The sequence below is a fragment of the Bacillus fonticola genome (genome assembly GCF_012955605.1).
GTDB classification, from domain to species: Bacteria; Bacillota; Bacilli; order Bacillales; family JC228; genus Bacillus_CG; species Bacillus_CG fonticola.
In genome coordinates this window covers 2,737,864-2,753,353 of sequence record NZ_CP052135.1, presented here as the reverse complement: position 1 = coordinate 2,753,353, position 15,490 = coordinate 2,737,864, and the positions used below count along the sequence as shown (strand labels likewise).

12 protein-coding genes are annotated in these 15,490 nt (G+C 44.2%); all 12 read left to right on the top strand.

Features of this window, described 5'->3' with window-relative positions; all coding sequences use genetic code 11:
* Complete coding sequence (locus HHK01_RS13580; protein WP_170008279.1) at window positions 1–1,029, top strand: GNAT family N-acetyltransferase; 1,029 nt, start codon at window positions 1–3, stop codon at window positions 1,027–1,029.
* Between the two features lie 16 nt (window positions 1,030–1,045).
* Window positions 1,046–1,957, top strand: coding sequence for a PIG-L deacetylase family protein (locus HHK01_RS13575; RefSeq protein ID WP_170008278.1), 912 nt, complete (start codon window positions 1,046–1,048; stop codon window positions 1,955–1,957).
* On the top strand, window positions 1,954–3,057 hold the full coding sequence (locus HHK01_RS13570; RefSeq protein ID WP_170008277.1) for a glycosyltransferase: 1,104 nt from the start codon (window positions 1,954–1,956) through the stop codon (window positions 3,055–3,057). The genes HHK01_RS13575 and HHK01_RS13570 overlap by 4 nt, the downstream gene beginning before the upstream one ends.
* 24 nt (window positions 3,058–3,081) lie before the next feature.
* Complete coding sequence (locus HHK01_RS13565; RefSeq protein WP_170008276.1) at window positions 3,082–4,473, top strand: O-antigen ligase family protein; 1,392 nt, start codon at window positions 3,082–3,084, stop codon at window positions 4,471–4,473.
* Window positions 4,474–4,955: 482 nt separating this feature from the next.
* The gene (locus tag HHK01_RS13560; protein WP_228027582.1) at window positions 4,956–7,952 is read left to right on the top strand and encodes an S-layer homology domain-containing protein; all 2,997 of its coding nucleotides are present in this window, start codon (window positions 4,956–4,958) and stop codon (window positions 7,950–7,952) included.
* 633 nt (window positions 7,953–8,585) lie between these two features.
* Complete coding sequence (locus HHK01_RS13555) at window positions 8,586–8,738, top strand: hypothetical protein (protein WP_170008274.1); 153 nt, start codon at window positions 8,586–8,588, stop codon at window positions 8,736–8,738.
* Window positions 8,739–9,299: 561 nt separating this feature from the next.
* On the top strand, window positions 9,300–9,776 hold the full coding sequence (locus HHK01_RS13550) for a RidA family protein (protein ID WP_170008273.1): 477 nt from the start codon (window positions 9,300–9,302) through the stop codon (window positions 9,774–9,776).
* Window positions 9,777–9,779: 3 nt separating this feature from the next.
* Window positions 9,780–10,757 (top strand): threonine ammonia-lyase, encoded by a 978-nt coding sequence (locus HHK01_RS13545; protein WP_170008272.1) that lies wholly within the window; start codon window positions 9,780–9,782, stop codon window positions 10,755–10,757.
* A complete protein-coding gene (locus tag HHK01_RS13540) occupies window positions 10,757–11,971 on the top strand; it encodes a metal-dependent hydrolase family protein (RefSeq protein WP_170008805.1) in 1,215 nt (404 codons plus the stop codon). Before HHK01_RS13545 ends, HHK01_RS13540 begins: the two co-directional genes overlap by 1 nt.
* Window positions 11,958–12,605 (top strand): helix-turn-helix transcriptional regulator, encoded by a 648-nt coding sequence (locus tag HHK01_RS13535; RefSeq protein WP_228027581.1) that lies wholly within the window; start codon window positions 11,958–11,960, stop codon window positions 12,603–12,605. Before HHK01_RS13540 ends, HHK01_RS13535 begins: the two co-directional genes overlap by 14 nt.
* Before the next feature lie 20 nt (window positions 12,606–12,625).
* A complete protein-coding gene (locus HHK01_RS13530; protein ID WP_170008270.1) occupies window positions 12,626–13,816 on the top strand; it encodes a hypothetical protein in 1,191 nt (396 codons plus the stop codon).
* 227 nt (window positions 13,817–14,043) lie between these two features.
* Window positions 14,044–15,267: a cysteine desulfurase-like protein gene (locus HHK01_RS13525; protein WP_170008269.1), complete on the top strand. Its 1,224-nt coding sequence runs from the start codon at window positions 14,044–14,046 to the stop codon at window positions 15,265–15,267.
* Window positions 15,268–15,490: the final 223 nt, after the last annotated feature.

Below are 15,490 nucleotides of genomic sequence, written 5' to 3'. Positions count from 1 at the left end.
GTGGAGATTCGACGCTATCAAGATGGAGACGAGGCGGGTATTCAAACTTTGTTTCGAGAAGTGTTTGGGAAAGAAAGACCGATAGAAGAATGGGAATGGAAATTTCGCTCTCCTTCTTCCACACAAGTCCCGTTCGTATTGGTTGCAGAACACGAAGGGAAAATCGTTGGGCACGTCGGCTGTACCATCGTCCAGATGAAGTATGGTGCCCACCTTATCCGCGCTGGTGCACGAGTGGATACGATGGTGTCTCCATCTGCTCGGGGTCAAGGCCTGTACCAAAAGCTAAACACGCGGCTCTTACAAGAAGCAGACAAAGAGGGAATTCAGATGCTGTACGGATATCCTGCTCAGAAGGCACACGAATTGCTAACAAAGCAGTTGGACGCCTTCACGGTGGGGAACATTCCGCGTTGGGTGCGCCTACAACGAGTGGACAGGCTTATAGCGAGTCGTGTTCCTGCTTTCCGTGGAGTTGCTAGACTTCTTTTCAGTCCTTTACGCTTTGTCGGTTCGGGGAGTATGAAAAGAGCCTCGCAAGTAGAGAGCGTTACAGAGTGCGATGCGCGCTTTACGGAACTCGCCCATTGTTCGCCAATGAAAGTCGGACTTATTCGAGATAAGGATTATTTAAATTGGCGCTATCACCAGCACCCGACGAAAAAGTACAACATGCGCGCTATAGAAGACGACAAAGGGCTGTTCGGATATGTAGTGTCTTATGAAGAAGAAAGAAACGGTATGCGTGTCGGACATATTGTCGACCTCGTCATCCGTGGACAAGATAGGCAAAAGGAAGACGATCTCTTTTCAGCAGTGTTGTATGATTTGCGAAAAGCAGATCTCGTCCAAACTTGGGCACACCCAGAAATGACATCGGTGCAAGTATTGAGGCGGTGGAAGTTCTTGCAAAAGGACGCGCCGATGCCACTTGTTCTCCTATCGAATCATTTTACGAAGGAAGAAATGGAAGCAGATGCGCACCTTTCTCGATGGACAGTAGCTCAAGGTGACGTGGATTCATTTTAAAAGGAGGCTGTGGCCTTTGACTTGGAAACGAACAATGTTACGCATCTTAGAACCGATTGTGGCCCCACTGACGACTTTTTTTGTGAAGCGTCACTATCAAGATAATCGAACGACAACAAAATTGGACGAAAACCAACGAGTACTCGTTTTTGCTCCACACGTCGACGATGAAACAATCGGGCTCGGTGGCACGCTGTTGCGATACGCACAAAAAAATGCCCATACGACAGTAGTGTACATGACAGACGGTGCCAAGAGTGTCGGGGCACATGACACGTCACACTTGGTGAAAACACGCAAACAAGAGGCAAAGCGTGCACAACAACTTCTGGGTATCCAAGACATCCAATTTCTCGATGCACCAGACGGGAAGATAGCAGAAGACGATACATTGCCGCAGCAGATGAGAGGAATCATCGAGAAGATAAGCCCTGATGTCATCTACTGCACCACTTATGTAGACTGCCACCCCGATCATGTGGCCACCGCGCGCCACTTAGCGTCAGCATTGGAATCTATTGATCTTGATATGCGTATACGTTTATATGAAATCAATACGCCACTACCGCACAACGCGATTAATTGCATTGTTGATATTTCGAACCAACAAGGAAAAAAAGCGCAGGCAACAGACATCTTCGCTTCACAGTCTATCGATTTTGACGGATTTCTTCGCCTAGGTGAACTGAAAGCTAGTTTAGTCAATGAGTCCGATGTATATGCAGTCGAAACGTTCCGCGATCTACCGAAAGTGATGTTTTGCCACGAAGTAGAAGTAGCGAGTGGGCGAAACGAGCAGTTTAATCAGCTGTTTAAACAAGTGAACAAAGCGTCAACGCTCATGTGGGCAATCTTCCAAGGGTACAACAAAAAAGAAGCCATCTTCCAAGAGACGATGACCACACCAGTTAGGGGGAATGACTCGTGAAGGTTTTCCATCTTATAACGGGGGCAGAGACAGGGGGTTCACGTGCCCACCTCGTGTCCTTACTCTCGCAGCTCCCAAAGGAAGAAGTAACGCTTGCTGTGTTCGAGGAGGGCCCCCTCACGAAGGAAGCACGCGCAGCAGGCATCTCTGTGCGGGTGTACCCCCAAACATCCCGCTATGATACGAGTGTGTTGAGACGTGTACGAAGCGATCTCGTCAAAGAAGGTGTCGACATCCTTCATTCCCATGGTCCTCGTGCTAATGTGTTAGCCCAAAAGGTGATCAAAGGTACAAGTGTCGTGTGGGTGACGACGCTGCATAGCGACCCCGCTCTTGACTTTATGGGAGGCGGAATAAAAGGAAAGGTGTTTTCCGTTCTTCATCAGCGTGCTTTGCAAAAAATGGACTACTATTTTGCAGTAAGTGATTCTTTTCGACAAATTCTACTGCGTTTAGGCGTTGCAGATGATAAAATAAAAACCGTGTTTAACGGAATTCACTATACAGAGAAACTCGCCGAACCTATAGAGCGGGATACACTACAATTGCAAAAAGAAGACTTCGTCGTTGCTATGGTGGCACGTTTACACCCTGTTAAAGGACATGACGTGGTGATGGAGGCGATGGAGCAGCTACGAGACGTACCGATACATATTCTTTGGATAGGTGACGGTCCGGCGAAGGAAGCTCTTGAAGAGAAGTTGAGCATTAAGAATTTAACGAACAAAATTCACATGTTAGGTCATCGTAACGATGTACCGAGTCTTTACGCAATGAGTCATGTTGCTTTACTTGCGTCACTTAGCGAAAGTTTTCCGTTGGCTCTATTAGAAGCGGCGAATGAACGAAGGCCCATCATCGCAACAAACGTAGGGGGCGTTCGTGACTTAATCCAAAGTAATGAAACTGGATGGGTTGTGCCAGTTGGAGATGCTAGTGCACTTGCTAGAGCATTGCGTGATGCATACGAAAAACGCGACAAGCTTCCTGAAATGGGGGAAGCCTTGTATACGCACGCATCTTCCCAATTTTCCCTGGACCGTTTAGTAGAAGAAACAGTCACCTCTTATCGTCAATTGATAACGAACAGAGACGCGTAGAATTTTTTCAGAAGGAGTTAGACCATGCTATCGAAACATAGTTTGACCTATTACGTTGTGTTGATTTCATTATTTGTTATTCCGCTCGTGTCCTTTAAAACGTACATTGGACCGCTCCCGGCTTCAGCTGAGGTAGTGCTCATCCCTCTATTGACGCTTGTATTCCTCTATGAATACAAAACGAACAAAATTCACTTGAACGATATGTACAATCGGAGCATCTTCTTAGCGTTTCTGATCTTTATCGTCATCTCGCTACTTTCATTTATCGATGCTGTTAACTTAGTGGCAGGTGCTATGGAATTCGCACGGTTCTTATCCTACGTAGTCTTATTCTTTATCGTCACGCGAGTAAAGTTTAGTGCAGAAGAGTATCGTACGCTAGGAAAAGTATTTGCTGCTACAGTCGTACTTGTCGGATTATACGGTCTTGCACAATATGTGTTTGATTTTAATTTGAATAAGGCGGGCCTGTATGCATTGGATGAGGCAAAAGGTCGTGTGTTTTCCACGTTTATTAATCCGAACTATTACTCAGCCTTTATGAACTTTGTGATTCCGGTGACGGTCTTGTTCGCAGTAGTTTACGCGAAAAAACCTTCAACACAACTGATCATCTTCGCTGTGTATGCGGTATTTGTAGTGAATGTTATTTTCACGTATACACGTGCAGCCTGGGTGACAATGGCGGCCGCATTTATTCTACTCGTTCTTGTCATGCCGAAGCCCTTCTTAAAAAATGCAGTGAAGCCACAAATCATCATTGCGTTTGCGCTTCTGCTTACGACGTTATACTTCCTTCCAGATGTGCAATCGCGAACGAGCTCGGCGATCTATGCAATAGAGCAACTGTCTCCAATTAAGTTCGGCGGGGGCGATGGACTGTCTGCTCCAGGTGATCCAGTAGATCCTGGTAGTGAGGGCAGTGAGGAAGAGGACGAACCCGTTGATGAAAATACGGAACGGGCTGTCGTTTCCCGTACAGTGCTATGGAAAACGGGCTGGTACATGCTACGAGACAACCCAGTTTTAGGTGTCGGCATGGGGAACTACCGTGACAACTACTTACCAACAGTACAAAAGTATCCAGAGTTATATATCGGTCACGACGTCTACTCTGTACACAACTCGTACTTGAAGGTCGGTGCTGAAACAGGTTTTCCGGGGTTAATCGCCTTTCTTTTCATCTATATTGCTTATTACTTCGTACTCATTAAGCTTTATTTCCGCCAAAGAAGTACAGAAGGTAAAGTCATTGCGGCAGGTTTGTTCGTAGGGAGTGTCTGTTACCTAGTTCAGAACTTGTCCAATAACTTAATCTTCATTCCACAGATGAACGTCATTTTCTGGCTTGTATCCGGTGTGGCATTTGCTTACCTTCATCAACAAGCTAAACAAACGTCTTCCCTTACGTAAGGGAAGACGTTTGTTTATGAGCTGTAATAAAAAAGGGATAACTATACAAAATATTGGTGTAATTTTCATATAGATTTCCAGTAGTTGCATACTATGAAACTCTTTTTACAAGGTTACAAATGTGTTACACTAACATTGTTGCAAAAAAGTTCTCAAGTATTGAAACCTTTGCTGTGTCATTACGTCTATACATGAGGTAGAGTTGTTGTTAGAGGAAATGTTTTCTTAACTTCCATTTCTTCTGAAATACATAACCTATTGTAGGATAGTCGTAATGTAGAGAAATTTGTAAAAAACAGTTGAAAAAAAGCTTGCCTTTGGTAGAATAGATTAAGAGTTACGTACTTTTATCTCTACCAATTTCATCTGTTACTGTTTCGAGACAATTTTTTCGACACATGTACAGAATGACAATGAGTCATAGATTTTGACTTTTTGACATACTTATAGGTTTTGTGTGTGAGAGAAGTTGCAACTCATTTATGAAAACCTGGTGGTTCTTCCATCGGTTCATTATTAAAAAAGAAATACAAAACAGGGAGGAAATACTAGACATGGCTTATCAACCTAAGTCTTACCGCAAGTTCATCGCAACAGCTGCGACAGCAACCCTCGTAGCAACTGCAGTAGCACCTGCAGCAGCAGCAGAAAACTTTACAGATGTGAGTGACCGTTACGCGGACGCTGTTAACTTCTTAGTTGACAACGACGTAACACAAGGTGTAGCTGAAGGACAATTCGGTACACAACAATCAATCAAGCGTGTTGATGCAGCAATCATGGTAGCAGGCCTTCTTGGTCTTGATACTGAAAACGCTCCAGACGCTGGATTCACTGACGTACCAGCACGTGGACAAGGTGCAGTTAACGCACTAGTTGCGGCTGAAATCCTTAGCGGAAAAACTGGAACTTCTTTCGGCGCTGACGACAACATGACTCGTTCTGAAATGGCGAAAGTCATTGCAAACGCTTATGATCTTGTTGCTGAAAACCCAGAAGATCTTCCTTTCACAGATGTATCTGATACATTCAAAGATTTCGTTGCAGCTCTTTACGAAGCTGAAGTAGCTAACGGAGTAAGCGACACTCAATTCGACGCTAACGGCGAAGTAACTCGCGGAGAGTTCGCACTATTCGTTTACCGCGCTGAAACTACTGTTCCTGAAGTAGCAGAGATTGCTAGTTTTGAGGCTAGTGGGGCTTATAAATTGACTGTTGAGTTTAATAAAGCAGTTGATGTTGATGAAGATAGCTTTTCTGTTAAACGTGGGAATAGCACGCAAAGTGTTAAAGAAGTAACTGTAAACGAAAGTGGAAAATTAGTAGTAATTGAGCTTAACAGCAAACTTGTTGACGCTGAATATACTGTTGTAGTTTCTGGTGTAGAAGAAGAAGACTTGACTACAACTGTAGAAGTTGCTGATGAAACAGTTGCAGATATCGAGATTCTTTCTGATAAAGCTGTTTGGGCTACAGATGTAAATAGCAATGCTATTGCAAAAGTAGGATACCAAGTACTAAACCAATATGGTGAAAACATCACTGCACAAGAAGATGGAAGCATCACTGCTACTTCAGCTGTAGAAGCTATTGCTGGCGATCAAAGCATCACTCTTGAGCTTCAAGGTGAAGGTTTTGAAGTTGGAGATACACTTCCACTTACTGTAGTGCACAATACTACTGGTATAAATGCATCAGGAACAGTAGAAATTTCTGACGCTGCACAAGTTGATGAGTTAGAAGTTTTGGGTCTTTACAATGAAGACGATAAAACGCTAACTGCTGATACTAACCTTTCTACAAACGAGTTCTTCCTTTTACTAGGAGCTACAGACCAGTACGGAAATGCCGTTACTTCTGAAGATACATTAGAAGATGCCCTTGCGGTAACTGTTGGTGGAGATGCTGTTGACTTTGTATCAGATGACGATGTAGTCACTGTAACAACTGTAGAAGTTGATGGGGAAGATGTATTAGCTCTTCAATTGACTGGTGTTGTAGACGCTAATGGTGATGCAGGAACAGATTTTGCAAGAGCAGGTAAAGCACCTGTAACTTTAGTATCGAAAGCTACTGGAGCAATTGCACAATTTGATATTGAAGTAGGTCCTGGTCTGCAAGTTGATGAATTTACTTTTGGAAGCATTGACAACACAATCTCTGCTGGACAAACTGGTGTAAGAATCCCTGTTACAGCACTAGACCGTAATGGTGAAGAACTTACTGAAGTTGTAAGCGAAGAAGGCCTTCTTGAAGGAACTGATGGTGTAACAATTAGTGGACTTCCAGCTAGTGTGGAAAATTCAGCTAAATTCGTAGAAGAAGACGGCGTAGTTTATTACGAATTCACAGCTCCTAATCAATCAATCTTTTACTTGACTGCTGTGACTAACACAGGTAATTCTGATTCTGTACGTATCAATGTTGAAGCTGCAGCTGAAGCTAATTCATTGGTTGGTTTAGATGAAGACGTTTCGACTGTACTATTCACAGGCGAAACTGAAGAAATTGCACTTTCTGACCTACACTTCGAAGATCAGTATGGAAGAGCAATTGATTCTATTGGTGAATATACAGTTGAAGTAAGGACTGACGATATTGAGATTGCTGGATTTGTTACACCAGACGGTACTGTTGATGGAACAGACGAGGTAGTTGTCGAGGATAGTGAAACACTTTCAGCTGCTGAAACTACTATTAATGTTTTAGCAGGTTCAAAAGGTTCCGCTGAATTGGTGTTCAAACTTATGGATGGAGATACTGAAGTTAGCTCCTATTCTGCGGATTTCCGTTCTGTTGAGCGTACAGAATTTGAAAGCTATGAAGTAGCTGAAGTTGCAGACGTTTTCGGTGATGAAGATTATAGCCGAAATGTTACAGTATACGGTATAACTGCAGATGGAAGTAAAGTTGAACTCCCTATCTCTGAATACAACGTTGCTGTATCAAGCAGCCTTGTAAAAGTTACTTCTGTTGATGCTTGGACTTTGACTCCACAAAAAGCTGTTGAAAATGACACAGCTGTACCATTCTTTGTGACTATCGGTGATACTGGTGAAGAGTTTGAAGGGACATTAACAGTATCTAGCGTAGCACCAAGCGCTGGTTCAGTTAGCTTCCTAGATACTGAAGGTGATGCTGAGGATGCAACATTCAGCACAACTGACTCAAGTGTATCTCTTGATAACCTATTAGAACGTATTGTGGTAAAAGACCAGTACGGTAATGCTGCTACTCTAAGTTCAGAGCTAATAGATGCTACTTTTGGAGTGGCAGAATATGATGGTGGAAGTAATAAACAATCACCACGTGTCACTTTCTCTAATATCGTTGAAGAAGACGAAGCAGGAGATATTGAAGTGGATGATAATGGTACAGGTAGTGCAAACATTACTGCACTTGAAGCAGGGGACACTTTCACATTAACAGTGAGATATGGTTCTGCTACTGGACAAATTAAAGTAGTTATCGCTGAATAATCTTTGGAGAAGTATGGGGACGGTTCTCTTAGGAGACAATCGGAAGTTTTGCCCGAAAGAAAGCACAATTAGCGGATTTTATCTGCTCGTTGTGCTTTCTTCTTGTTTATGTATAAAGCTTTCACGCAAAATTTTTGATTGCCCAAGAAGAATGAAGTTGCGGTGCACTCGCTATGGTAATTCATTCTTGTCCCTTCTTGTTTTTTTCTTAATTTTAACACTTTCTGGGAAACAAGGGGACGGTTCTTGTGTTTACCTAATTTTTAACAATAGTGGGAGAAGAGAGGGTACAGTACTCTTGCTTCCTCTCAGGGGAGTTAAGTGAACGGTGCCTGTCACCCCTCGAAATATGTCGAATGAATGTGTTTGGGAAACACGGGGACGGTTCTTGTGTTTACCTAATTTTTAACAATAGTGGGAGAAGAGAGGGGGTGGTATTCTTGCCTCCTCTCAATGGAGTTAAGTGAACGGTGCCTGTCACCACTCGAAATTTGTCGAATGAATGTGTTTGACATAGAGGAAGTCCTGCGGAGAGAGAGCTCTGCGGTTTCTTTTCATTTTTCGAGTGGCATGAGCAATGTTCATACCCCGGATTGTGGATGGTGTCACCAACTGAAATAAGACACTTCGAGTATGTTGGACAAAAGTGATATGACCGTTCCTGTACCGAGCGACATGATTCAAATCAATGAAAAAATGACGGGTGGAAAATCGATTGACGAAAAAGTACGACTGTCTCTTTCGATCGGCATGTTTGTTGACCGCACTGTCAAATCAGGGAACTGATACCACCCGAAATTTGTCGAATGAAATTTTCAGATGACAAGGAACCCCCGTTGAGAATTTCTACGGGGCTTCTTCGTCTTGTACTCGAATATCCTGTACAGGTCCTACACAGTTAAACAACGCTTTAGTTCTGTAAAACAGGGTCACTCTTCACCCTAACTTACCTCCACCTCCAACCGCGTAATCCCTTTCCCTTTATTCTTCCTCTTCACTAGCTGCATTTTAATCATATCTGAGATACTTTCCGCTTCACTTCTCGGTAAAAATCTTGAAGTGATTTGATGATCTCGTCCAATTTCTGTATTGGTTTGTTCAACGATCGTCGCCCAGTCTTAGAGCGCTCGCTTTTTTTGTAATCGTCGCTGTCGCTGAGCCTCCTTCACATAACTGTTCGTCACATACAATTCTGACGCCATGAAACCTTCCTCCTCTACATGGTTGAATTGTGTACATACAACCGTAGCTGACCTCATATACTGTTTCAAGTTTCAAAAAAATTTTTTGAATGCAAATATTTTTGTAAAGGGACACGGATTCACTCAATCGGGAGGAGGGGAATGTATGTCACTTGTGGAGAAAAGGTTAGCGGAATTGGGCTATGTACTACCCGCCAACCCAAAACCACTGGCAAACTACGTAACGACGAATAAATCGGGTAACTTACTGTATACGTCAGGTTCGGGGTGCTTTGTAAACGGAAAACCCTTTTATCAAGGAAGGGTTGGAGATGATCTTACTGTCGAACAAGGCTATGATGCTGCAAAACTAACGGTCTTAAACCTTTTCAGCATGATAAAAGGGGAAATTGGCGATTTAGATCGGATTCGGAAGGTTGTAAAATTGTTAGGCTTTGTGAATAGTAGCCCTGATTTTTTTGATCAACCAGCAGTAATGGACGGTGCCTCAGACTTTTTGCATGACGTTTTGTCAGAAAAGGGTCGACATGCCCGTTCAGCGATCGGAACCAGTGTACTACCGATGAATCTGCCTGTTGAAATTGAGCTCATTGTAGAAATCGAAACGGATGAGGAGGAATAGAGCGTGTATGTAACACTGAATCAAATCCAACAAGCGAAGGCGAAATTAGCTGGCGTTATTCACGAAACACCACTTCAGTTTTCACAAACCTTTTCAGAATGGTCGGGAAATGAGATGTATTTGAAGCCGGAAAACTTGCAAAAAACGGGTTCTTTTAAAATTCGCGGTGCTTTCAACAAAATCTCTAGTCTAACAAACGAACAAAAGGAGAAAGGGATTGTCGCCTTTTCAGCAGGGAATCACGGTGCCGGTACAGCGTACGCTGCTAGGGCTTTAGGGGTGAAAGCAACGGTCGTCATGCCAGAAAATCCGGTTCCAAGCAAAAAGAATGCCATCATCGGATACGGGGCACGGGCTGTGGAATACGGGACAGATTCGATTGCGATGTTTGAGAGAGCCCAACAGTTTCATGAAGAAGAAGGAATGGAGATGATTCATCCTTTTGAAGATCTGTACACGATTGCAGGCCAAGGAACGATCGGCATGGAAATCCTGGCTGAACTCCCTGATGTTGACGCGATCATTGTCCCTGTCAGTGGAGGCGGGTTGATCTCTGGGGTGGCGGCAGCTGTCAAGGAAATGAAGCCAACTGTCGAGGTGATTGGTGTCAATACGGAAGGTGCACAGGCGATGTATCACTCCCTTCAACAAGGACGGCCGTCTGAAGTCGACAAAGTTGAAACGATCGCAGACGGTTTGATGGCGAAAAAACCTGGAGACAATACCTTCGCCCATACACAAAAATATGTGGATGACCTCGTGTTAGTATCCGAACAGGAAATTGCCAAAACCGTTATTCTCCTTTCTGAGAGGGCCAAGTTGGTAGTAGAACCATCGGGTGCCGCTGCATTGGCGGCGATGTTGTATCATCACACACATCTAAAGGGCAAAAAAGTAGCTGTCATGGTTAGCGGTGGAAATATTAGTTTTGAACTGTACGCTTCACTCATTTCGGATTTTAACAAGGGGGTGTCCAGGTGATGATCACCAAAATTCATAATGTCAGAATCATCACCTGCTCAAGAGATGGCGTATTTGAAAGCGGTACCATCACTTTCGATGAATCTGGCGTGACTGAAGTGAGTCCTCACGATTGTGCTGGTGTGAAGGCGGATGTTGAAATCAATGGTAGGGGGATGACGGTGCTTCCCGGCTTAATCGACAGTCACGTTCATTTAGGAATGGACTGTTCTCCAGACCCATTCAAGCAAATCGGAGAGGATGACGTAGCGACAACTGCTTACAGAGCTCATCAGCAAGGTCAAACTTTTTTGCGTTCAGGTATTACGACAGTTCGAAACTTAGGCACGAGATATAACGTTGACATTTCTTATCGAACGGCTATGGAGCAAGGGATGGTAACGGGGCCGAGAGTGTTTGCTGCAGGTCAACCCATCGTCATGACGGGCGGACATGGTCACGTGATGGCAACTGAAGTGGACGGGATAGAGGAGGTGAGAAAAGCAGCACGTAGGCAATTAAAAGCGGGTGCGGATTTGTTAAAGCTGATGGCAACTGGGGGTGTTTTAACGAAAGGTACAGATCCAGGGTCAACGCAGTTCAGCGAGGAGGAATTGCGATGTGCGTGTGTAGAAGCTGAACACGTTTCGAAAACGACAGCCGCCCACGCGATCGGGATTGAGGGTATTAAAAATGCAGTTCGTGCCGGGATTACGACGATCGAGCATGGAAACACTTTGGACGATGAAGCGGTGGAGCTGATGCTAGAAAAAGGGACTTACTTAGTGCCTACTCTGATGGCCGCAACTTTGATCGTCGATAAAAAGGGTACAGTTCCGGAACATATGATTAGAAAAACGGAAAAGCTCATTCAGCGACATATGGAAAGCTTTCGGAGAGCTTATCAGGCGGGAGTGAAAATTGCAGCCGGAACTGACGCAGGGACTCCGTTTAATGAACCAGGTTTGCTCGTGGATGAACTGGCTCTGATGATCGAGCAAGGAATGACACCTCATGAAGCGATTCAATCAGCTACAATAACCGCTGCACAATGCGTAAAGGCAGACGATCACATTGGATCACTCGAAAAAGGGAAGCGGTCCGATCTGATTTTGGTAGAAGGGAATCCTTTAGAAGATATAGTTTGCTTAAAGAATATCCGAAAAGTCTATCAAGATGGAACATTACTTTTCGCGAAAGACTCAGAGAGGGCTGAAACAGGTGAAGTCAACTAAAGCTGAAATTCATCCGATTTTAAAAAGCTACATTCCAGTCGCTGAAGGGATCGCCAAGACGTTTGGGAACTTTTGCGAAGTCGTGCTGCACGACGTAACAGATGTATCTGATTCTATCGTGGCGATCTTTAATGGTCACGTCACTGCCAGACAAACGGGTTCTCCCATGACAGACCTGGGATTGAAAACGATCAAAAAAGGGTTGGAAGGAAACGACTTACTCACCAATTATAAAAGCAGGGCCGAAAATGGCAAGGAAATCAAATCAAGTTCCATGATGATCAGGGACGAAGACGGTGAATTGTTAGGTTGTCTTTGTATTAACTTGGACACTAGCTATTTATCTGTCACACACTCCTTCGTGCAAGACTTATTAAAAACTGAAGAAGAGCAAGCTGAGCAAAAGGAATCCTTTTCGCTGTCGATAACCGATCTGGAAAAAAAGATCATTCAAGAGGGTACGAAAAAGGTCGGTGTACCCATTCAACTCATGGACAAAGATCAAAAGGTCGCCTTTATTCAGTACTTGGACGATATGGGGTTATTTTTGATCAAAGGGTCAGTGCAAAACGCCGCCAGGATTCTGAATGTTTCAAAATTTACTATTTACAATTATCTCGAGAAGAAAGATTAAACAGGAGAGGGTGTATTCGCGTGTTTAGTGAACCGATCGTTGCGGTCATGTTGATTTTTGCACTGTTGGCCTTTGGAGAGTTTTTGTCCGTCATCTCGAAAGCTAGAATCCCCATGCTATTTGTCGTTTTATTTGGCTATTTAATCCTATTGTGGACGGGGATTTTTCCGCAAAATATTATCGAACAAGCAAACCTAGCAGCTTTTGCAGCACTCATTCCTGCTCCGTTAATTGTTCACATGGGCACTTTAATTCCTTTCAAACAAATTAAAGAGCAATACAAGGCTGTGTTGATTGCACTATCGGGGATCGTAGTGGCATCTATTCTGATCTTACTCATTGCTGTCCCAATCATTGGCTACACGTCTTCTATTGCTGGAACAGGTCCATTAACAGGTGGAATCATCGCCTTTGTCGTGACCTCAGAAAAGCTTCAGGAGCTTGGACTCGTCAGCTTAATTACCATTCCCGCACTCATCTTAGGGCTACAAAACTTTATCGGCATGCCACTGTCAGCCTACTTTTTGCGTAAATACGGTTTTAAGCTACAAAAGCAAATTGAAGAAGGGAACTTTAAGGCGACAGCTGCTTCAATTGAAAGTGGAAGTTCGGATGCTGTCGAGGAAACGAACAAAAGAAAAAGCTTGCTACCGGAAAAATATCAAACACAAGTTATTTTGTTATTCCAAATCTTTCTCGGCGGCGCTGTAGCAGTCGGTTTGGGCTCACTAACGGGCGTCAATTATAGTCTTTGGGCGCTAGTTATCGGAATCGGGGGCACATATTTTGGTTTTTATCAAGGAAACATGTTGGAGCGGGCCAACTCATTTGGCATTTCCATGTCTTTAGTCATTATTCTCGTTATGACCTCTATGAACAGCATTACCATCAGCATGTTTGCAGATTACTTACCGCACGTTCTCCTCATTATGACAGTTGGGGTTATTGGTATACTTATCGGTGGATTCGTCATGACAAAACTATTTAAATGGGATCCTCTCAAAGGCATGCCCATCGCCTTAACCGCTTTATACGGCTTTCCGGGAGACTATATTCTATGTGAAGAGGTAAGTCGTAGCGTAGGGAAAAACAAAAAGGAACAAAGGATCATCTTTGACGAAATCCTAACCCCTATGCTAGTAGGAGGCTTCACCACCGTCACCACCGCCTCCATCCTCATCGCCAGTATCCTAGTGAGCACACTCGGATAGACCAAAGAAGACCCAGGAGACCCCAGGAGACCCCGGAACTGGTACCACCCGAAATTTGTCGAATGAGACAGATCAGGGAACTGGTACCACCCGAAATTTGTCGAATGAAAGTTGTGGATGAAGAGGGATCGTTTGTAATACCGATTTAAGAAAACCATGGGGGGACTTTTACGTATAGGTATGCGATAATTCACAATAAATAGAGCACTCGAAAGGGATGATCACAGTTGTGTTTTCCGATTGAAGAGGTTAGAAAACAGTTCCCAGCGTTAAATCGAACTTATCATGGAAGGTCAGTTGTTTACCTGGACGGTCCGGGTGGCTCTCAAGTTTTGAAGTCATCAATCGACGCCATGGTGAAATATATGGAAAGTGGTGGCGCGAATCTTCACGGATCATTTCCGTCGAGTCGTGAAACTGAACAGATCATTGCGGATTCAAAACAAGCCGTGGCAGACTTTTTAGGCGCTCATCCTCAAGAGGTGGCGTTTGGTGCCAATATGACGACGTTGGCTTTGGCTATTTCTAGGGCTCTCGGTCAATCTTGGGGAGAGGGCGGGGAAATTGTTTTGTCAGAAATCGATCACCGGGCCAATGTGGATCCTTGGTTGTTGATGGCACGTGATCATGGGCTGACTGTTAAGTGGATAGAGGTAGACCCTGATGGCCTGACTCTGAACTTGGAAAATTTGGATTCCTTGATCACAGAGAAAACCCGTCTTGTTGCGGTAAGTCTTGCCTCAAATGCCGTCGGAACAGTGAATGATGTTAAGAGAATCGCGCGCCGGGCAAGAGAAGTAGGTGCGTTGGTCGCGGTGGATGCTGTTCACGCAGCCCCTCACCTTTCCATCGATCGAGACGATTTGGACGTAGATATCCTGTTGTGCTCTGCCTATAAATTTTTTGGGCCTCACGTTGGGATCGCTGTTATTCGCTCAGAAGTTTTTGAAGCGTTACGGCCTTATAAATTGTCTCCAGCCCCAGAGCACTTCCCAGATAAACTAGAAACCGGCACACAAAACCATGAAGGCATCGCAGGCATCAAACCAGCCATCGACTTTTTCGATACAATGGGAGTGGGAGAGAATCGCAGGGACAGAATCGTTTCTGGTATCAAAAGAATAGAAGAGTACGAGAATCAGTTAGCCAATCAGTTACGAGAAGCGTTAAGTCAAATGGAGAACGTCACCCTATATCAAGCAGACGATACCGTTCCGAAGACTCCAACCATTGCATTTCAAATAGAAGGTATCAAGCCTCAAGACTTTTGCCGAGTTCTGGCTGACGAACATGGCATTTTTGCCGCTGACGGAGACTTCTACGCCACAACTCTGGCTGAAAAGCTCGATATCAACAAAAGTGGTGGCTGGATACGAGTCGGAATCGCCCCATACAATACCGAAGAAGAAGTGGAGCGGTTTATTGAGGCAGTGAGCGCTGTCATTAGATAACGGTTAACGGTGTCAGACCCCCACTGCGGTAGTGCAGTAAAAAGAAGACCCGTCGGAGAGGAGTTTCAGTCGGGTCTTCTTGTTTGTGGTGGGTAAAATTAGGTAACCGTGTGTTGTTTTTAGAACCCTTATTCACAAAATCCACGATGATAAACTACTATTTACTCAGTCTCCTTTACCTGGGCCAGAAGCGTGGTACCCTCTAAGTAATAATTGAAACAGC